This is a genomic window from Micromonospora chersina, from assembly GCF_900091475.1.
Classification (GTDB): domain Bacteria; phylum Actinomycetota; class Actinomycetes; order Mycobacteriales; family Micromonosporaceae; genus Micromonospora; species Micromonospora chersina.
In genome coordinates, this window is record NZ_FMIB01000002.1 from 3,982,697 (window position 1) to 4,000,483 (window position 17,787).

A 17,787-nucleotide genomic window follows, 5' to 3' on the forward strand; every position below is an offset into this window, starting at 1 on the left:
TCCGCTCCCGTTCTGCACGCTGCCAGGTTCGTGGGATACCGTTCCACCGAACACAGGAGGTCGACGAATGTCCCTGACGGTGCACACGGAACAGCGCGGCGACGTGGTCGTCGTGTCGGTCGCGGGCGAGCTGGACATGGCGACGGCACCGCAGCTCCAGGACCAGATCACGGACCTGCTGGACAAGGGGCGCAACCGCCTCGTGTTCGACCTGGCCGAGGTGTCGTTCTGCGACTCCACCGGGCTGTCGGTGTTCGTACGCGCCAAGAACAGCTGCGACGAGGCCGGCGGCGTGGTCCGGCTGGCCGCCCCGCAGCGTGGCGTGCTCCGCATCCTCGAGGTCAGTGGCCTGGTCGAGGTGCTGCACACCTATCCGACGGTGGAGCAGGCCGTGGCGGGCGACCCCACACCGGCCTCCTCCTGACCGTCGCACCTCAGCGCTCGTCCTCGATTTGCCGGGGACGGGCGATCACCATGCCCGCGGCCGTCTGCACGGCGAGCGCCACCAGCAGGAAGCCGATGGGCGCGGTCCAGCCCCCGGTCGCCTCGTAGAGGACGCCGACCAGCAGCGGGCCGAGCGCGGCGATCACGTAGCCGGTGCTCTGCGCGAAGGCGGACAGCGCGACGGTCCCCTCGGCGGTCCGGGCCCGGAGTCCGATCGTGGTCAGGATCAGTGGGAACGCGCCCTGGCCGAGGGCCAGCAGCAGGACCCAGAGCGGCGCGAGGCCGTGCGGCGCGAGCGCCAGGCCGACGTACGCGGCCGTGGAGAAGGCGGTCAGTGACAGCACCAGCGGGCGCAGCGTGGGCAGCCGGCCGGCCAGGGTGGGCATCATGAGCGCCACCGGCACGCCGAGCGCGGTCACTCCGGCGAGCAGCAGGCCGGCCGCCTCGGGCGCGTAGCCGGCGTCCCGGAAGAGCTGGGCCAGCCAACCCATGATCGCGTACCCGCTGAGCGACTGCGCCCCGAAGTAGACCGCCATGGCCCAGCCGAGCCGGGTCCGCGCCGGGCGGACCCGCGCCGCTCCGGCGGCGGCCACCGCCGGGGCCGGCGCGCGTCGCGCGGCCCGGGCCCGCAGCGCCAGCGGCACCCACGGGAGTACGGCCACCGCGGCCAGCCCGGCCCAGACGCCGAGCCCGGCCCGCCAGGAGCCGAAGGCGTGGGCCACCGGCACCGCCGAGGCGGCGGCCACCGTCGTGCCCACCGTCAGCGCCATCGTGTACGCCCCGGTGACCAGCCCGGTGCGGTGCGGGAAGTGCTGCTTGACCAGCATGGGCAGCAGGATGTTCGCGACCGCGATGCCGGCCAGCGCGAGCGCGCTGGTGAGCACGAACACCGCCGCCGAGTCGGTGACCACGCGGAGCACCTGCCCGACGGTCAGCGCCAGCATGGCCACCACCAGCACCCGGGCGGCGGCCCAGCGCCGGACCAGCCACGGGGTGAGCGCGCCGAGCCCGGCGAAGGCGATGGTGGGCAGCGTGGTGACCAGGCCGGCCATCGTGCCGGACAGGCCCAGCCCGTCGCGGATCTCGTCGAGCAGGGCACCCAGGCTGGTCACCGCGGCACGCAGGTTGACCGCGACCAGCAGCATGCCGACCAGGACCAGCAGGCCGCCGCGCGCCGGGGCGGCCGGGGGCGCGGGGGCGGCGGCCGGGGCCGGTCCGGGGGTCACGTCGGTGGTGGGAGCGTCGCTGACGGGAGCCGCGGTGGCCGTGGGTGGCGGGGTCATGACCTCGAACCTACAATCATGGGATGAATTTCGGCAGGAGGTGTAACCGGTGACACCCGCCGTCGATTCCGTCGCCGTGCCGCCCCGCGGTCACCGCGTGCGCCAGACCATCGAGCAGCTCCGGGCCCGGATCCTCGGGGGCGAGTGGCCGGTGGGCGCGAAGATCCCCACCGAGCCGCAGCTCGTCGCGGCGCTGGGCGTGGGCCGGAACACCGTCCGCGAGGCGGTCCGGGCGCTGGTGCACGCCGGGGTGCTGGAGTGCCGGCAGGGCTCCGGCACCTACGTGGTGTCGACCGACGAACTGGCCCCCGTGGTGGCCCGCCGGCTCACCGACGACCGGATGGCCGAGGTGATCGAGGTCCGGCGCGCCTTCGAGGTGGAGGCGGCCCGGCTCGCCGCGCTGCGGCGTACCCCCGAGGACCTGGCGGCGCTCGACGGCGCGCTCGCCACCCGGGAGGCCGCCTGGCGCTCCGGCCGGGTCGGTCAGTTCGTCGAGGCCGACGCGGCGCTGCACACCGCCGTGGTGGCCGCCGCGCACAACACCATGCTGGCCGAGCTCTACGCCTCGGTCGGCGCCGCGCTGCGCAGCACCGTCGCCCAGGCCATGGGCGAGGCCCTGGAACCCGAGCGGTACGTGGACCACGGCCGGCTGGTCGAGGCGATCCGGGACGGCGACCCGGCGCGGGCGGCGATCGAGGCCGGTGCTTTTCTCGAACCCCCCTCCGGGGCATAGGTTGTCCCGGACGGAGATTCGGACAGCACGGGAGAGCGGATGCTCAAGGGCTTCAAAGACTTCATCATGCGCGGCAACGTCGTCGACCTGGCGGTCGGTGTCGTCATCGGCGCCGCCTTCACCGGCGTGGTCACCCAGCTCACCAAGTCGTTCCTGGACCCGCTGATCCGGGTCTTCGTGCTGCTGATCACCGGCAGCGACAAGGGGCTGGCCGGCACGGCGCCGACGTTCCGCGGCATCGCGTTCGACTGGGTCGCCTTCGTCAACGCGGTGATCACCTTCCTGCTCACCGCGGCGGCGCTCTACTTCCTGGTCGTCTACCCGATGAACCGGCTCGCCGAGCGGCGCCGGCGCGGCGAGGAGCCGCCGCCGAAGGCCCCCAGCGAGGAGATCAAGCTGCTCACCGAGATCCGGGACGCGCTGCTCGCCGGCAACCACGCCACGCCGGGCCAGCGCGGCGCGCTGGACGACGTGCTCGGCCGCCGGCAGGAGCCTCCGGCCGCGCGCTGACGCCATAGCCGATCGGCCCCCGTGGGAATCCCGCGGGGGCCGACGTGTGTCGAACACATGTTCGATAGAGTCCGGGCATGGAGCAGCGCAGGCACTGGTGGAACGGGAAATGGGGGCGACTGGCCCGGCGGGACGTCTTCCTCCGGGTCGACGGCGACCGCTGGCACGTCGAGCAGCGCGCCGGCGGCGCCGAGGGGGTCTCCCAGTTCTACGAGTACGCCAGCGTCGAGGAGGCCGAGGAGACGGTCCGGGCGCTGCTGGAGGGGCCGGACACCTGGCGCGAGCTGTCCCCCCGCCCGCCGAGCGGCTGGGCCCCGCCCGTTTAGCGCCCGCGCGCCTCGGGAACCGCGCCTGTATGAGCCAGCAGCAGGACAGCGTCTCCCGGGTCACCACCGGCATGCGGGTGGTCGACTCCAGCGGCGTCGAGGTGGGCACCGTGGATCTCGTCCAGCGCGGCGACCCGGCCGCCGTGACCGTGCAGGCCCCCGCACCGGTCGACCCGGGCAGCAGCCTGGACGAGCTGATCGGGTCGGCGGCCGCCGAGGAGCCGGACGTCCCCGCCGACCTGGCCGCCCGGCTGCTGCGCGAGGGCTACCTCAAGGTCTCCACCGAGCTGGCCCGCACCGGCGCCGTCTACGTGCTGGCCGACCGGATCGCCGAGGTGACCGACGACGGCGTACGCCTCACCGTCCCCGCCGCCGACCTCCCGCCCGAGGAGTGACGCCCCGCCTGGCGAGCGACACGTGGATGGTGATCAGCCCGCCCGGGCCGGGGCGGCCGGTTCCGGCTCCTGCTCCGACTCGGCCAGTGGCGTGGTGGTCCGACGGCGGCGGAACAGCAGCAGCATGAGCCAACCGGCGACCAGTCCCCAGAACGCGCCGCCGACGCCGAGCAGGCTCACCCCGGAGGCGGTGACCACGAGGGTGACGACCGCGGCCTCCCGGGCGTCCGGCTCGGCCACCGCCGTCGCGACGGCGCCGGCCAGCGCGCCGAGCAGCGCGAGCCCGGCCACCGCCTCGACGAGGACCGGCGGGGAGAGCAGGACCAGTGCGGTCGCCGCGCCGGCCCCCAGACCGAGCAGCGCGAGGCCGATCCCGGCGGTGACCGAGGCGATCCAGCGCCGCTCCGGGTCGGGGTGGGCGTCCGGGCCGGCGGCCAGCGCGGCGGTGATCGCGGCCAGGTTCACCGCGTGCCCGCCGGCGGGCGCCCCGAGCGCGGTGGCGAGCCCGGTCACCCGCAGCGCGGAGCCCAGCGGGGCGCGGTAGCCGTAGCCGGCCAGCACGGCCGTGCCCGGCACGTTCTGCGCGGCCATGGTGACCAGGAACAGCGGCAGCGCCAGCCCGACGATCGCGGGCAGGGTCCAGGCCGGGGCGGTCAGCGCCACGGTCGGGGCGGCGTCGATCCGGGCCGGCCCGTGCGAGGTCAGCGCGATCGCCACCACGGCCACGGCGAGCGCGCCGGGCACCGCCCAGCGGCGGGCGAACCGGTGCAGGAGCAGCCAGGCGAGCACCACCGGCCCGGCCAGCCGGGGCACCTCGACCAGGGCCCGTACGGGCGCGGTGCAGAGCGGCAGCAGCACCCCGGCGAGCATGGCGCTGGCGATCGGCGCGGGGATCGCGGCGACCGCCCGGCCGAGCGCGGGAACGAGTCCGGCAGCGACGATCAGAAGGCCGGTGAGCAGGAACGCGCCGACCGCCGCGGGCCAGCCGCCGGGCACCGGCCCAGTGGCGACCAGCAGCGCGGCGCCGGGGGTGGACCAGGCGATGGCGAGCGGCAGCCGGTGCCGTAGGCCGAGCCAGACCGCGCAGCAGCCGCTGGCGACGCAGAGGGCGAGGAGCCCGGAGGCGGCCTGCCTCTGGTCGGCGCCGACCGCGCGCAGCCCGGCCAGCACCACAGTGAACGAGCTGGCGAAGCCGACCAGGGCGGTCACCACACCGGCCAGCACGGGTTGCAGTCGACCGGTCATGCTCTCCCCCTCACCGCCGTTCCGTTTACGGAACGGGCCGATGTAGCACGATAGCCCCATGGCAGCTGCCCCACCAGCCGGTGACCGGACCGCGGAAGCCGTCGGCCGGCGCATCCGCGCCCTCCGCGAGGAGCGGGAGATGTCCCTGTCCACGCTCGCCCGCCTGGCCGGCGTCGGGAAGGCCACCCTCTCCGGGCTGGAGAACGGCACCCGCAACCCCACCCTGGAGACCCTGTACGCGATCACCGCCCAGCTCGGCGTGCCGCTCACCGCCGTGCTCTCCGGGCCGGCGGAGACGCCGACCGTACGCGGCACCGCCGTGGGGGCCACGCTGCTGGAGGTCTTCAGCGACACCGACGCGACCTACGAGCTGTACCGGATGCGGGTCAGCCCCGGCCCCGCGCAGCTCTCCCCGGCGCACCAGGCCGGCGTCACCGAACACGTGACCGTCTTCTCCGGCGTGCTCCGCGCCGGCCCGGTGGACGCGCCGCTGACCGCCGGCCCGGGCGAGTACCTGCGCTGGGTCTCCGACGTGCCGCACAGCTACGCCGCCGTCGGCGACGAGGTGGTCCGGGCGAGCCTGCTCCTGCGCTATCCCCGAGTGACCACAGTGGATGGTTGATACATACCCCGTGTGCAAGCCGGCGACATTTCTTTCAGCAGACCCAGCAGTGCGTAGAGACGCGGGGCGGGTGTTCTTGGCAAGCTTGTCCCCATGACGCTCATCCTCCGCTCGGCCATCCTGAACGACGTCGGCCTCGTCCGGACCAACAACGAGGACTCCGCCCTCGCCGGCGACCGCCTGGTAGCGGTGGCCGACGGCATGGGCGGCCTCCCCGCCGGCGAGGTGGCCAGCGAGATCGTCATCCGCATCCTCGACGAGCTGACCCCGCCGACCGTGCCGGACGAGGCCGCCGACGCGCTGCGCGCCGTGGTGAGCACCGCGAACCAGCGGATCCGCGCCGCCATCACTGTCGACCCGGCGCGCGACGGCATGGGCACCACGCTCACGGCCGGCCTGCTCGCCGGCGACACCCTGGTCCTCGCCCAGGTCGGCGACTCCCGCTGCTACCTGCTGCGGGACAACGAGCTGAGCCAGCTCACGCGGGACGACACCTTCGTGCAGGCGCTTGTCGACCAGGGCGCGCTCTCCCCCGACCAGGCCCGCCACCACCCGCAGCGCTCGCTCGTCACCCGGGCGGTCCAGGGCTCGGACGCGCCGCCCGCCGTCGGGGTGCTCACCGTGTTCGCCGGCGACCGGCTACTGCTGTGCAGCGACGGCCTCTCCGACTACGTGGAGGACGCCGCCATCGCCTCGGCGCTGGCCACCTACGGCGACCGGCAGCAGTGCGGCGAGCAACTGGTGAAGCTCGCCCACCAGGCCGGCGCGCCGGACAACGTCACAGTGGTGGTCTCCGACGTCACCGAGGCCTGAGCCGGCCCGATTCCGGTTGCGCCACCCGGTGGCTCGGGTTGGGATGAACGGATGCGCATTCGCCGGTTGGCCGCCGAGGAACGCCTGACCACCAGCTTCCCGCTCCAGGCGTACGCCTTCGAGACATCGCCGCCGGCGGCGACCCGGACCGAGGAGTTCCGCGCGTACCTGCCGTACAACGCGGGCAACCGGACGCTGATCGTCGAGGAGGACGGCGTCACGACGGCCGCCGTGTCCGCGGTGCCGATGCGGCAGAACCTGCGCGGCGCCGTGCTGCCCATGGCCGGCGTCGCCGGGGTGGCCACCCACCCGCTGGCCCGCCGGCGCGGGCACGTGCGCGCGCTGCTGGACCGGCTCCTCGACGAGATGCGGGACGAGGGGCACGCGCTGACGGCGCTCTACCCGTTCCGCGCCTCGTTCTACGAGCGCTTCGGCTACGTCGGGCTGCCCCGGCGACGTACCGCGGTCTTCGCCCCGGCGGACCTGGCGCCGCTGCTCCGCGCCGACCTGCCCGGCGAGGTGGTCTGGGAGCGGGTCGGCGCCGGCTACGACCGGTGGCGGGCGTACACCGAACGCTGCCTGCGCGAGCGGCACGGGTTCGCGGTCTTCCCGGACTTCCGGGCGGTCGGGCTGCGCGACCGGGACGACCGCTGGCTGCTCACCGCCGTCCGGGACGGCGCGACGGTCGGCGCGGTCACCTACCGGATCGACGACCACGGCGGCACGTTGGTGGCGGACGACCTGCTGGCCGACGACCCGTACGCCCGGGCGTCGCTGCTCCAGTTCTTCGCCCGCCACGTCGACCAGGTGGAGCGGATCAGCGTCGAGTTGCCCGCCGACGAGCTGCCCGAGCTGTGGCTCACCGACCTCGCCGTGCACGTCGAGGCACGGGTGTCGCGGCCCGGCTCGCCCGCCCCGATGGCCCGGCTGCTCAGCCTGGACGCGCTCGCCGACCAGCCGGTCGGCACCGGCCGGGTCGTCGTCGAGCTGGTCGGCGACCGCTGGCTGGGCGGCACCCACCTGCTCGACGGCGCCACCGGCACGCTGGAGGTGCTCCCCGGGGACGCCGCCGCGGGCAGCGTCCCGACCGCGCGGCTCACCGCCGCCGGGCTGTCCGCCCTGGCGTACGGGGTGCTCGACCCGGCCGAGGTGGCCGTGCGGGGGCTCGGTGAGGTGCCGGTGGACGCGGCCGCCGAGCTGCGCCGGATCTTCCCGCGGGAGCTGCCGTACCTGTTCGCCGACTTCTGAACCGGTTTCCGTTTTCGGGCCGGGGGTAGGGTCCTGCGCGTGCCGGAGTGGTTGGAAGCGGGATTCTGGGGTCTGCTGGCCGGGTCGGCTCTGCTGATCGGGGCGCTCGTCGGGTTCTTCGCGCGGGTGCCGCGCCAGGTGATCGCCTCGGTCATGGCCTTCGGCGCGGGGGTGCTGCTCTCCGCGGTCTCGTTCGAGCTGATCGCCGAAGCGCACGAGCAGGGCGGACTGAGGCCGGTGGTGATCGGCGCGACGTTCGGCGCGCTCGCGTACACCGGGGCGAACATCCTGCTGGCCCGTCGCGGGGCGCGGCACCGCAAGCGCTCCGGCGACGAGCAGCCCTCCGAGCAGGAACAGCCCGGCTCGGGCACGGCCATCGCGGTGGGAGCGCTGCTGGACGGCGTACCCGAGTCGGTGGTGATCGGCGCGAGCCTGCTGGCCGGCGGCCCGGTCAGCCTGGTCACGGTGATCGCGGTCTTCCTCAGCAACGTGCCGGAAGGGCTCTCCAGCGCCGCCGGCATGCGCCAGGCCGGCCGCACCCGGCGCTACGTCTTCCTGCTCTGGACGGCCATCGCCCTGGTGTCCGGCGCGGCGGCGCTGGCCGGCTACACGCTGCTCGGGGGTGCCCCGCCCGAGGTGCTGGCCACCATCACGGCGCTCGCGGCCGGCGCGATCCTCGCGATGATCACCGACACCATGGTCCCGGAGGCGTTCGAGGACGCCCACCTGCTGGTCGGTCTGATCACCGTGCTCGGCTTCCTGGTCGCGTTCGCGTTGTCCCACGCCTGACCGGGCTCGGCGGGTAGCTTAGCCCCGGGTTAAGGATTGCGCGCCGAGTCGTGCCGGGGCGGCCCGCGCTCCTAGCATCGTCCGGTGCGCGTGAAGTCCGCTGTCGCCCTCCTCGTCCTCGGTGTCGCCACCGCGACCCTGCCCGCCTGCGGAGGTGACCAGCCGGCCGGCTCGCCCGCGCCGGTCGCGGCCACCGGCACGGCTGCCGGCCCGACGCCGCCCCCGACCGTCGACCCGAGCGCCCGCGCCGGTCTCGGCAGCGCCAAGCCCAGCGCCACCCCGTCGACTGTGGCGTTCCGGGCCGGCAACCCGGACGGGCACGCCGCCGTGCCGGCCGAGGCGCGGGCGGTGGACACCTCGCGCCCGACCCGTACGGTCGGCACCGGCACCCCGGCGAGTTGCACCTCGGAGGCCGTGGTGAAGGCCGTGGCCGCCGGCGGGATCATCACCTTCGACTGCGGCCCGGCCCCGGTGACCATCCGGATGAAGGCGACCGCGAAGGTGGTCAACTCCCACGGCCCGCGGATCGTGCTGGACGGCGGCGGCAAGGTCACCCTGAGCGGCGGCGGCCAGCGCCGGATCCTTTACCAGAACACCTGCGACCAGGCCCAGGGCTGGACCACCTCGCACTGCCAGAACCAGGACCACCCGCAGCTCACCGTGCAGAACCTGACCTTCGCCGACGGCAACTCCACCGGCGACCGCACCGAGGGTGGCGGGGGCGGCGCGATCTTCGTACGCGGCGGGCGGCTCAAAGTGGTCAACACGCGCTTCGTGGACAACCGCTGCGACGGGACCGGCCAGGACCTGGGCGGCGCGGCGCTACGGGTGCTCAGCCAGTACGAGAACAAGCCGGTGTACGTGGTGAACAGCAGCTTCACCGGCGGCGTCTGCGCGAACGGGGCGGCGACCAGCAGCATCGGCGTCTCCTGGACCGTGCTGAACAGCGTCTTCCGCGACAACCGGGCGGTCGGCAGCGGCGCGAACCCGGCCCGGTCCGGCACCCCCGGCGGCGGCAGCGGCGGCGCGATCTACTGCGACGGCAACGAGTTCACCGTCCGCGTCGCCGGCACCGTCATCGAGAACAACACGGCCAACGAGGGCGGCGGCGCCATCTTCTTCGTCAGCAACAACCGCACCGGCACCCTTCGCATAGAGGCGTCAACGCTCCGCCGCAACCCGAGCAAGGGCTTCGAGACCCGCGGCTACCCCGGCATCTTCTTCCTGGGTGCCCACCCACCCACGGTGACCGGCTCCCGCCTCTCCTGAGGCTCCCGCCTTGCCGCGTTGATCAAGAAATTCGCGTCGGAGTTGACCTCCTCGAAGACGCAAACTTCTTGATCGACTCCTGGGTCAGTAGGGGTTGGGGTGGCCGGGGAGGCGGGCCTTCAGGAGGGCGGTGGAGCGGCCGGGGAGCATTGGGTTCGCTGACATCGGTGGGGAGGTGGTGCCGGTGCGGCTGGACATGCCTTCGAACAACTCCTTCAGGGCCGTCACGCTGTCGACCCGCGGCGTCCAGCCCAGTTCCCTCTCGGCTCGTTCGCTCGACATGAGCGGGGCGTTCAGAGCCAGGTCGACCCAGCCGGTGTCGACCGGTTGCAGCCGCGCCCGCCAGGTCAGCGCCGCCGCCGCGCGCAGCACCGGGGTGGCCACCGGCACCGTCCAGCCGTGGAAGTGCCGGGCCACCAGCTCCGAGGTCAGCACCGGGTCCGCGGCGACGTTGAAGGCGCCGCGCGCATCACCCAACACGGCCCGGGCGTACGCGTCGGCCACGTCGTCGGCGTGCACCGCCTGCATGCGCAGCCGCCGGTTCGTCGGCACCAGCGGGATCCGGCCGTACCGCAGCAGCCGCACCGGCGCCAGCGGGCCGAGGAAGTAGCGCCGGATCTCCGTGCCGGCGTCCCGCTGGAACGTCAACCCCGGCCGCAGCCGCACCACCCGCAGCTCCGGGCGCTCCCGCTGCAACCCGTCCAGCAGCGCCTCCACCTCGGCCTTGTCCCGGCTGTACGACGACGTCTCCACCCCGGTCGCCGGCCAGTTCTCGCTCACCGGATGGTCCTTCGGGCCGGGCGCGTAGGTGCCGACCGACGAGGCGTACACCAGGGCGGGCACGCCGGCCCGGACGGCGGCCTCGATCACCGCGCGGCTGCCGCCGACGTTGGTCCGGTGCAGCGTGCGCTGGTCGTGGCTGGGCTGGATCTGCCAGGCCAGGTGCACCACGGCGCGCGCCCCTGCGAAGGCCGCCGCCAGCTTCTCGACCGCGTCGGGCGCCCCCACGTCGCAGGAGTGCCACTCCACAGCGTCGTACGGCTCACCGGCATCCGGCCCGGGCATCCGGCGCGCCACACCGACCAGCTCCGCCCCGGACTCCCGCCGCAGCCGGCGCAGCAGCGCCGTCCCCACGTTGCCGGTCGCCCCCACGATCACGATGCGCATACCGGTGCCGTACCCGCTGAAGCGGACAGCAACCGCTCACGGACGGGGGTTCGTCCGCACCCAGCCCTTCTCCCCCTCGCGGCGGCCCTGCGTGGCGGCCAGGCAGCGCGGGCAGACGTAGCCCTCCGGGTCGGCCTCGGTGAGCACGTCGGTGTCCGAGTAGTCGAACGGCACGTGCGGGAAGCGGCGCAGCCGGGTACGGCTCAGCTGGAGCCCGCAGACCGTCTGGTTCTGGCCCGGCAACCAGGCGTGCACCTCGCCACCGGGCCGGCGTACGCCGTCGTCCCCGGCCACCTCGCTGGACGCCGCCACCGCGGCGGTGGTGCTGACCTTCATACCGGTTCCGGTTCCCCACCGGGGCGCCGTCATGCCCCTTCGGCCGCAGTGCGGCGCGAGTCTGAAGATCGACAGGTGGCGGAAGCCGGAAGCCCGGCGTGGGCGGGTTCCGGTAGCCTGGTCGGACGGGCCGCTAGCTCAATGGCAGAGCTGTGGACTTTTAATCCATAGGTTCAGGGTTCGAGTCCCTGGCGGCCCACTCCTCCGCAGGTCAGCGGCCCCGATCGGGGTCGCTGTCGCCATGATCTGTCTACCGGCACATCGAGTCGATCAGCTCCTCGAAACCGGGAAACTCCTCCCGCGCCGCAGCGATGACCTCACTCGCCGACCTGCGCTGCGACGGCGCCCACCGTTCGGCGATCTCGGTGAGGCGGCCATCCATGCGGGGCTCGTGTTCGTGGTCGGGGTATGCCGTCGCCTCCCAGGGCCCGAAGCCGTCGGCGAGGAGCCACAGGTAGGCCCACAGGTTCTGCGCCACGACACCCATCTCACCCTCGGAACCGAGGAACACCACGGGCTGCCGCTCGATCGGCTCACCATCACGCACCAGCCAGAACGCGGCGAGGCCACCCGTGCCGTCCTGCCCGAAGACCCGGAACTCGGATCCGTCGAGCTCGGCGTTTCCCGTCCAGGCCCGCCACCACTCGGCGGTCTCACCGGCGTCGAGGAAGTCGGGGTACGGCTCGAAGTCGACACCGGCCCCGTCCCGGTAGTCGAAGCCGACCTCATGAGCTTCGGAGAGCGCGGGCGGCAGGGCACGACGGTCGTCTGTCACGGGCAGCACCGTAGTGAGAGGGACCGACGACGCGGCCATGTCAGCTGTCGTGTCAGCGGCGTGTCAGGGGGGTGGCAGGCCGGCCGCCGATCGTGGTCCGCATGACGAGTTCAGCGATCGCGGCCTCGGGGCTGCGGAAGGCGTACAAGGACAAGGTCGTTCTCGACGGCATCGACCTCGATGTCGCCGCGGGCACGGTCTTCTCCCTGCTCGGCCCGAACGGGGCGGGCAAGACGACGACGGTCAACGTGCTGACCACCTTGATGAAGGCCGACGGCGGCACGGTCCGCGTCGCCGGCCATGACGTGGCGACGGAGACGAAGGCCGTACGGGCGGCCATCGGCGTCACCGGCCAGTTCGCCGCGGTGGACGACCTGCTGACCGGCCGCGAGAACCTCCAGTTGATGGCGGCGCTCAAGGGTCTGCGCCCGGGCGAGAGCAAGCTGGTGGTCGACGACCTGCTGGAGCGGTTCGACCTGGCGGAGTCGGCGCAGAAGATGACGACGACCTATTCCGGGGGCATGCGCCGGAAGCTGGATCTGGCGATGACCCTGGTGGGCAAGCCGCGGATCATCTTCCTGGACGAGCCGACGACGGGCCTGGACCCGCGCAGCCGGCGGACGATGTGGGACATCATCCGCGGGCTGGTGGCCGAGGGCGTGACCATCTTCCTGACCACGCAGTACCTGGAGGAGGCCGACCGGCTCGCGGACCGGATCGCGGTGCTCGACCAGGGCAAGCTGGTCGCCCAGGGCACTCCGGCCGAGCTCAAGCGGCAGATCCCCGGCAGTCACGTCCGGCTCCGGTTCGCCGGTGACCTCGAACTCGACTCCGCCATGCGGGTCCTCACCGACGCCACGCGCGACGACGAGGAGGACCTGATCCTGCGGGTTCCCAGCGACGGTGGGGCGAGGTCGCTGCGCGCCCTGCTGGCGCAACTCGACACCCATTCCATCGAGGTCGAGGAGTTCTCGGTGCACACGCCGGACCTCGACGACGTCTTCCTTGCCCTGACCGGCCGTACGAGCACGAAGGTGAACGCATAATGAGCCACTCGATGACCATGCTCGGTCGCAACTTCAAGCACACTCTCCGCAACCCGGTCGCGGTGTTCAACGGGGTCCTGTTCCCGATCGTCATCATGCTGATGTTCGTCTACGTGATCGGCGGCGCCTTCGACATCGACGGGAAGTACATCGACTACATCGCCCCCGGCATGGTCGTGTTGACGATCTGCTACGGGCTGAGCGCCACAGCGCTGGCCGTGAACTCGGACATGACGAAGGGGATCATCAACCGCTTCAAGGTCATGGACATCTCGCGCAGTGCCGTACTGACCGCCCATGTCGCGGCCAGCATGCTCCGCAGCCTGATCGCCATCGCCGCCATCATCGGGGTGGCGTTCGCGCTGGGGTTCCGACCGGCCGCGAGTTTCACCGAATGGCTGGGCGTGATCGGTCTCATCGTGCTGGTGGCCTTCGCGACCAGCTGGATCACCGTCGCGCTGGGGCTGGCCGCCAAGACCCCGGAGTCGGCGGGGCTGACCTCCGTGCCGCTGGTCATGCTGCCGTTCCTGAGCAGCGCGATCGTGCCCGCCGAGACGATGGGGGCGGGCGTGCGGCAGTTCGCCGAGTACCAGCCCTTCACCCCGATCATCGAGACCCTGCGCGACCTGCTGGCCGGCGCACCGTCCGCGAGCAGCGCGGTCGCCGCCGTCGCCTGGTGCGTCGGGATCGCCCTCGTCGGCTACGTGTGGGCGCTCTCCACCTTCAAGAAGCGAGCCTGACGGCTTCAGGGAAGCAAGCCTGACCGGAACCCACAAGCGCACGAGGAGAAGCTGTCATGCTTACTTTCACCACGCCGGCCCCCGTCGCCGCCACCATCGAGGTCGCCGGCGCCCAGGTGCGGATCAACGCTACCGACCGGACCGACACCGTCGTGCTGGTCGAACCCGTCGACGCGGCGAGCCGCAAGGACGTCAAGGTGGCCGAGAAGACCACTGTCGACTTCGCCGGCGGTCGGCTGTCGGTCAAGACGACCGTCTCCGGGGACAAGGACGGATCGGTCGCCATCACGATCGACCTGCCCACGGGCTCCAGCCTGGCCACCTACCTCGCCCACTCGGAGGTCCACGCCGACGGCGCGTTCGGCGGGTGCGAGCTGCACCTGGCGTCGGGCCGCGTCCAGGTCGACCGGGTCGACGCGCTGCGGGCGAACATCGCGTCCGGTGAGGTCGCGGTCGGCCACGTCGCCGGGCGCGCCGACATCGACGGTGGGGCGTTCACCCTGCGGATCGGCGAGGTCGAGGGGACTGTCGCGCTGTCCAACTCGGGCGGGCGGACCTGGATCGGCCACGCCTTCGGCGACCTGGAGCTGAGCAGCGCCAGCTGTGACTTCGACATCGACCGCGCCGACGGCGGCGTCACCGCCACGACGGCCAGCGGCGCCATCCGGATCGGCCGGATGACGCACGGTCAGGCGAAGCTGATGAACGGCTCGGGGAACATCGAGGTCGGCATCAGCGAGAGCGCCGCCGCCCACATCGACGTCGTGAGCGAACGCGCGTCGGTGCGGGACACCGTCTCGACGGGCGGAAACCCCGACCGATCGAACGGTACGGTCTCCGTCCACGCCCGCACCCGGCACGGGGACATTGTCGTCCAGCGCGTCGCGGGCTGACCCTCACGACGCGAGCGCGACCTCGACCAGCTCGGCCGCGCTCGACCGCGCACCCTCTTGCGTCACCTCGGCGAACCGTGCTTCGCCGAGGTGACGCCGTGCGTCCCGCTCGATCCGGGCCGCGTCCGGGTGGGCGCGATCCGGCAGTCCGCGTACGCCGACGCTGGCCGCGAGCAGCCGCGCCGCCTGCTCGTGCTGGTCGCGGCGGAGTGCGAGGTCGGCGACACCGACGAGTATCTGGGCGAGGAGGAAGGGGTGTCCCGCCTCGGACGCCGCCTGCCAGGCCGCCACGCGGTGCGTACGGGCCTCACGGAGATCGTCGGCCAGGTAGCCGAGCACGTCGTGGATGGCCGCGCTGATGTGCGGCTGCTCCGCTTCGTCGCCCAGCACGGCGGTCGCGATCCCGAGCTGGCGGCGTGCCTCCGCGGTGTCGCCGTCCCGGCGCGCGAGCTCCGCCTTGGCGAGGGCCAGCTCGACGAGCGCGTGCGGCCAGGTGACCCCTTCGGCGCACCGTTCGGCCTCGGCGATGGCGGCCGCGCTGGCGTCCCGGTCGCCCTGGAGCGAGTACAGCAGGGCCTGCTGGGTCCGTAGCCGGATGACGTCCTCGACGGCGCCGACCTCGGTGACGACCCCGACCGCCTGCTCGTAGTGCTCGCACGCGCCCACGAACTCGCCGCGCGTCGCGAGTTGGCCCGCCAGCTCGGCCAGGGCCAGGGAGATCCCGAACCGTTCGCCGAGCGCCCGGAACTCGGCCAGCGCCAGCTCCAGGTTGGCCTCCGCGTCCGGGCCGCCCTGGCCGAGCATGATCCGCATCTTGCCGGTCTGCCAGCGGGCCAGGGCGCGTACCCAGGGGTCCTCGTTGTCCAGCACCGACTCGAACGCGGACACCGCGGTCTCCGGCGCCTGGAGGATGCGCTCCAGCGGGGCGACCAGGTCCAGCAGCGGGTTGCGGTGCGGGCTCTGCTGGCTGAACCGGTACGCCTTGTGGATCCACTCGGCGCCCTGGTGCTCGTCGCCGCGCCCGGAGGTCACGAAGAGCACCACCAGCCCGTACGTCATGGCCCGGACGTCGTCGGTCACCTCGCCGGGTACGCGGGTGGCCGCGATCATCAGCTCGATGCCTTCGGCCCGGCGCCCGCCGAGCCACCAGTACCAACCGGTGGCCGCCGCGAGCCGCATCGCCGCCTGCGCCTCACCTGCGGCGATCGCTCCCCGCATGGCGGCGCTGATGTTGTCGTGCTCCGCCTCGAGCGTGGCGAGCCAGTCCAGTTGTTCGGCGCGGCGGAGATGCGGCTCCGCGGTCTCGGCCAGCTCGGTGAAGTAGGCGAGGTGCGCCCGGCGGGCCGGGTCCGACTCTCCCGCTTCGGCGAGCCGATCCGCGGCGTACTCCCTGATCGTGCTGATCATCCGGTAGCGCGGGGCGCCGTCACCCTCGCTGACCAGCAGCGACTTCTCGGTCAGGGAGGTGAGCAGGTCGAGTACGTCGTCGCCGGCGCAGACCCGCTCGGCCGCCTCCAGGCTCGCCCCGCCGGAGAACACCGAGAGCCTGCCCAGGACGGTCCGTTCGGCGTCGGTGAGCAGCTCCCAGCTCCAGTCGACAACCGCGCGCAGCGTCCGGTGTCGGGGCAGCGCCGTGCGGCTCCCGCCGGTCAGCAGGCGGAACCGGTCGTCGAGCCGGTTGGCGAGCTGGTTGACGGACATGGTGCGCAGCCGGGCGGCGGCCAGTTCGATGGCGAGCGGCATCCCGTCCAGCGCCCGGCACACGCGCGCCACCGTCGACAGGGTGTGTTCGTCGGTCCCGAGGTCCTTGCGCACCGCGCCGGCCCGGTCGAGCAGCAGGCGGACCGCCGGCGAGGACGCCACCTCGCCCGGGCTGGCGTCGGTCGGCACGGCCAGCGGCTCGACCGACCACAGTGCCTCACCGGTGATGCCCAGCGGCTCCCGGCTGGTCGCCAGGATCCGCAGTCGCCGGCACTCCCCGAGTACCCGGTCGGCGAACCGCGCCGCCGACTCGATCACGTGCTCGCAGTTGTCCAGGATGAGCAGCGCCTCGCGCTCGCGGATGGCGGCGATGAGCCCGTCCACCGGGTCGGCGCTCGGTCCCGAGCCGAGCAGCGCGTCCCGGAGCCCGAGCCCCGCGAGCGTCGCCTGCGCGACGTCACCGTCGGCGCCGATCGCGGCGAGTTCCACCAACCAGACCCCGTCGGGCAGGTCACCGACCATCGTGCGCGCGGTCTCCGTGGCCAGCCTGGTCTTGCCCGAACCGCCGGGGCCGATCAGGGTGGTCAGCCGATGCTCCGCGACGAGCCCGCGGACGGCGGCGACGTCCGCGTCCCGGCCCACGAAGCTGGTCAGCTCGGCACGCACGTTCGTCTTCCGGTTCTCCTCCCGCCGGCCCAGCTCGCCGCGCAGCAGCGCGGTGTGCAGGGCCGACAGCTCCGGCGACGGGTCGACGCCCAGCGCGTCGGCCAGCGCCTCCCTCGTGCGTTCGTAGGTGAGCAGGGCCTCGGCATCGCGGCCGGCCGCAACGAGCGCGCGCATCAGCGCGGCGACAAGCGGTTCCCGCAGTGGATGCGCGGCCACCGCGTCGGTCAGCTCGGCGACCACCTCCGCGCCGTGGCCGATACCGACCTCCGCGTCGAAGCGATCCTCCATCGCGGCCAGGCGCAGCCCGTCGAGCCGCGTCACGGCCGCGTCGAACGCCGTGCTGTTCTCCAGGCCGACATCCTGGAGGGCGGCGCCGCGCCACAGGGCGAGGGCCTCGCGCAACAGCCGGACCCGCGGCAGGCCCTCCTCCTGGCGGGCCCGGCCGAGGAGGCGTTCGAACCGCAGGGCGTCGACGGCGTCGGGGTCCACCACCAGCCGGTAGCCGCCCGGCTGCCCCTCGACCACGCCTCCCGGCAGCGCCTTCCGCAGCCGGGAAGCCAGGCGTTGCAGGGCGTTCGCGGCGTCGGTGGGCGGGTTCTCCCCCCAGATCCAGTCGATGAGCGTGGCCTTCGGGACGACCCGGCCCGGCTCGACCGCCAGGGCGATCAGCAGCGCGCGCAGCCGGGCGCCCGGCACGTCGGCCAGGATGCCGTCGTTCGTGCGGACCTCAAACGGTCCGAGCATCCTGACCTGCACGCGCTGATCCTCCCACGGCGGCTCGTCCGC

The 17,787-nt window shown here is 73.3% G+C and carries 19 protein-coding genes and 1 tRNA gene; 14 read left to right on the forward strand and 6 right to left on the reverse strand.

Annotated features, from left to right (window positions below; all coding sequences use genetic code 11):
* The first annotated feature begins 67 nt into the window (after positions 1-67).
* Positions 68-424, forward strand: coding sequence for an STAS domain-containing protein (locus GA0070603_RS18430; RefSeq protein WP_091315546.1), 357 nt, complete (start codon positions 68-70; stop codon positions 422-424).
* Between the two features lie 10 nt (positions 425-434).
* Here GA0070603_RS18430 and GA0070603_RS18435 read toward each other — a convergent pair whose 3' ends face one another.
* Positions 435-1,727, reverse strand: a complete 1,293-nt coding sequence (locus tag GA0070603_RS18435) for an MFS transporter (protein WP_091315549.1) — start codon at positions 1,725-1,727, stop codon at positions 435-437.
* A gap of 49 nt (positions 1,728-1,776) precedes the next feature.
* Between GA0070603_RS18435 and GA0070603_RS18440 the strand changes: the two genes are divergently transcribed.
* From GA0070603_RS18440 to GA0070603_RS18455, 4 genes are all read left to right on the forward strand, one after another.
* The gene (locus GA0070603_RS18440; protein ID WP_091315551.1) at positions 1,777-2,460 is read left to right on the forward strand and encodes a FadR/GntR family transcriptional regulator; all 684 of its coding nucleotides are present in this window, start codon (positions 1,777-1,779) and stop codon (positions 2,458-2,460) included.
* A 39-nt stretch (positions 2,461-2,499) separates the two neighbouring features.
* On the forward strand, positions 2,500-2,970 hold the full coding sequence (gene mscL / locus GA0070603_RS18445; protein ID WP_091315554.1) for a large conductance mechanosensitive channel protein MscL: 471 nt from the start codon (positions 2,500-2,502) through the stop codon (positions 2,968-2,970).
* A 77-nt stretch (positions 2,971-3,047) separates the two neighbouring features.
* On the forward strand, positions 3,048-3,296 hold the full coding sequence (locus GA0070603_RS18450) for a hypothetical protein (RefSeq protein ID WP_091315558.1): 249 nt from the start codon (positions 3,048-3,050) through the stop codon (positions 3,294-3,296).
* Positions 3,297-3,325: 29 nt separating this feature from the next.
* Positions 3,326-3,691, forward strand: coding sequence for a hypothetical protein (locus GA0070603_RS18455; RefSeq protein WP_091315561.1), 366 nt, complete (start codon positions 3,326-3,328; stop codon positions 3,689-3,691).
* A gap of 33 nt (positions 3,692-3,724) precedes the next feature.
* Here the strand turns inward: GA0070603_RS18455 and GA0070603_RS18460 are convergent, their stop codons facing one another.
* A complete protein-coding gene (locus GA0070603_RS18460; RefSeq protein ID WP_091315564.1) occupies positions 3,725-4,936 on the reverse strand; it encodes a benzoate/H(+) symporter BenE family transporter in 1,212 nt (403 codons plus the stop codon).
* 58 nt (positions 4,937-4,994) lie between these two features.
* Between GA0070603_RS18460 and GA0070603_RS18465 the strand changes: the two genes are divergently transcribed.
* The 5 genes from GA0070603_RS18465 (at position 4,995) to GA0070603_RS18485 (ending at position 9,677) form a co-directional block, all read left to right on the forward strand.
* Positions 4,995-5,558 (forward strand): helix-turn-helix domain-containing protein, encoded by a 564-nt coding sequence (locus GA0070603_RS18465; RefSeq protein WP_091315568.1) that lies wholly within the window; start codon positions 4,995-4,997, stop codon positions 5,556-5,558.
* Positions 5,559-5,651: 93 nt separating this feature from the next.
* Positions 5,652-6,371 (forward strand): PP2C family protein-serine/threonine phosphatase, encoded by a 720-nt coding sequence (locus tag GA0070603_RS18470; protein WP_091315571.1) that lies wholly within the window; start codon positions 5,652-5,654, stop codon positions 6,369-6,371.
* A gap of 51 nt (positions 6,372-6,422) precedes the next feature.
* Positions 6,423-7,619 (forward strand): GNAT family N-acetyltransferase, encoded by a 1,197-nt coding sequence (locus GA0070603_RS18475; RefSeq protein WP_091315574.1) that lies wholly within the window; start codon positions 6,423-6,425, stop codon positions 7,617-7,619.
* Positions 7,620-7,658: 39 nt separating this feature from the next.
* Positions 7,659-8,408, forward strand: coding sequence for a ZIP family metal transporter (locus GA0070603_RS18480; RefSeq protein WP_091315578.1), 750 nt, complete (start codon positions 7,659-7,661; stop codon positions 8,406-8,408).
* Positions 8,409-8,492: 84 nt separating this feature from the next.
* A complete protein-coding gene (locus tag GA0070603_RS18485) occupies positions 8,493-9,677 on the forward strand; it encodes a RodZ family helix-turn-helix domain-containing protein (protein WP_091315582.1) in 1,185 nt (394 codons plus the stop codon).
* A gap of 84 nt (positions 9,678-9,761) precedes the next feature.
* Here the strand turns inward: GA0070603_RS18485 and GA0070603_RS18490 are convergent, their stop codons facing one another.
* Complete coding sequence (locus tag GA0070603_RS18490; protein WP_091315585.1) at positions 9,762-10,844, reverse strand: NAD-dependent epimerase/dehydratase family protein; 1,083 nt, start codon at positions 10,842-10,844, stop codon at positions 9,762-9,764.
* 36 nt (positions 10,845-10,880) lie between these two features.
* Positions 10,881-11,180 (reverse strand): hypothetical protein, encoded by a 300-nt coding sequence (locus GA0070603_RS18495; protein WP_091315588.1) that lies wholly within the window; start codon positions 11,178-11,180, stop codon positions 10,881-10,883.
* Between the two features lie 127 nt (positions 11,181-11,307).
* Here GA0070603_RS18495 and GA0070603_RS18500 point away from each other — a divergent pair.
* A tRNA-Lys gene (locus tag GA0070603_RS18500) sits at positions 11,308-11,379 on the forward strand.
* A 51-nt stretch (positions 11,380-11,430) separates the two neighbouring features.
* Here the strand turns inward: GA0070603_RS18500 and GA0070603_RS18505 are convergent.
* Complete coding sequence (locus tag GA0070603_RS18505; protein WP_208862908.1) at positions 11,431-11,955, reverse strand: SMI1/KNR4 family protein; 525 nt, start codon at positions 11,953-11,955, stop codon at positions 11,431-11,433.
* Between the two features lie 101 nt (positions 11,956-12,056).
* Between GA0070603_RS18505 and GA0070603_RS18510 the strand changes: the two genes are divergently transcribed.
* From GA0070603_RS18510 to GA0070603_RS18520, 3 genes are read left to right on the forward strand one after another with little or no spacing between them, the layout of a single operon-like run.
* Positions 12,057-13,001, forward strand: a complete 945-nt coding sequence (locus GA0070603_RS18510) for an ATP-binding cassette domain-containing protein (protein ID WP_091315591.1) — start codon at positions 12,057-12,059, stop codon at positions 12,999-13,001.
* Positions 13,001-13,741, forward strand: coding sequence for an ABC transporter permease (locus tag GA0070603_RS18515; protein ID WP_091315594.1), 741 nt, complete (start codon positions 13,001-13,003; stop codon positions 13,739-13,741). Before GA0070603_RS18510 ends, GA0070603_RS18515 begins: the two co-directional genes overlap by 1 nt.
* 56 nt (positions 13,742-13,797) lie before the next feature.
* Positions 13,798-14,634, forward strand: a complete 837-nt coding sequence (locus tag GA0070603_RS18520; RefSeq protein WP_091315597.1) for a DUF4097 family beta strand repeat-containing protein — start codon at positions 13,798-13,800, stop codon at positions 14,632-14,634.
* 3 nt (positions 14,635-14,637) lie between these two features.
* Here GA0070603_RS18520 and GA0070603_RS18525 read toward each other — a convergent pair whose 3' ends face one another.
* Positions 14,638-17,757, reverse strand: coding sequence for an ATP-binding protein (locus tag GA0070603_RS18525; RefSeq protein ID WP_091322082.1), 3,120 nt, complete (start codon positions 17,755-17,757; stop codon positions 14,638-14,640).
* Between the last annotated feature and the right edge of the window lie 30 nt (positions 17,758-17,787).

Excerpts from the sequence above, each read along its gene's own strand:
- mscL (WP_091315554.1), top strand. The coding sequence starts at position 2,500 with ATGCTCAAGGGCTTCAAAGACTTCATCATGCGCGGCAACGTCGTCGAC.
- GA0070603_RS18490 (WP_091315585.1), bottom strand. The coding sequence starts at position 10,844 with ATGCGCATCGTGATCGTGGGGGCGACCGGCAACGTGGGGACGGCGCTG.
- GA0070603_RS18435 (WP_091315549.1), bottom strand. The coding sequence starts at position 1,727 with ATGACCCCGCCACCCACGGCCACCGCGGCTCCCGTCAGCGACGCTCCC.
- GA0070603_RS18430 (WP_091315546.1), top strand. The coding sequence starts at position 68 with ATGTCCCTGACGGTGCACACGGAACAGCGCGGCGACGTGGTCGTCGTG.
- GA0070603_RS18470 (WP_091315571.1), top strand. The coding sequence starts at position 5,652 with ATGACGCTCATCCTCCGCTCGGCCATCCTGAACGACGTCGGCCTCGTC.
- GA0070603_RS18515 (WP_091315594.1), top strand. The coding sequence starts at position 13,001 with ATGAGCCACTCGATGACCATGCTCGGTCGCAACTTCAAGCACACTCTC.
- GA0070603_RS18460 (WP_091315564.1), bottom strand. The coding sequence starts at position 4,936 with ATGACCGGTCGACTGCAACCCGTGCTGGCCGGTGTGGTGACCGCCCTG.
- GA0070603_RS18475 (WP_091315574.1), top strand. The coding sequence starts at position 6,423 with ATGCGCATTCGCCGGTTGGCCGCCGAGGAACGCCTGACCACCAGCTTC.
- GA0070603_RS18450 (WP_091315558.1), top strand. The coding sequence starts at position 3,048 with ATGGAGCAGCGCAGGCACTGGTGGAACGGGAAATGGGGGCGACTGGCC.
- GA0070603_RS18455 (WP_091315561.1), top strand. The coding sequence starts at position 3,326 with ATGAGCCAGCAGCAGGACAGCGTCTCCCGGGTCACCACCGGCATGCGG.
- GA0070603_RS18495 (WP_091315588.1), bottom strand. The coding sequence starts at position 11,180 with ATGAAGGTCAGCACCACCGCCGCGGTGGCGGCGTCCAGCGAGGTGGCC.
- GA0070603_RS18465 (WP_091315568.1), top strand. The coding sequence starts at position 4,995 with ATGGCAGCTGCCCCACCAGCCGGTGACCGGACCGCGGAAGCCGTCGGC.
- GA0070603_RS18510 (WP_091315591.1), top strand. The coding sequence starts at position 12,057 with ATGACGAGTTCAGCGATCGCGGCCTCGGGGCTGCGGAAGGCGTACAAG.
- GA0070603_RS18520 (WP_091315597.1), top strand. The coding sequence starts at position 13,798 with ATGCTTACTTTCACCACGCCGGCCCCCGTCGCCGCCACCATCGAGGTC.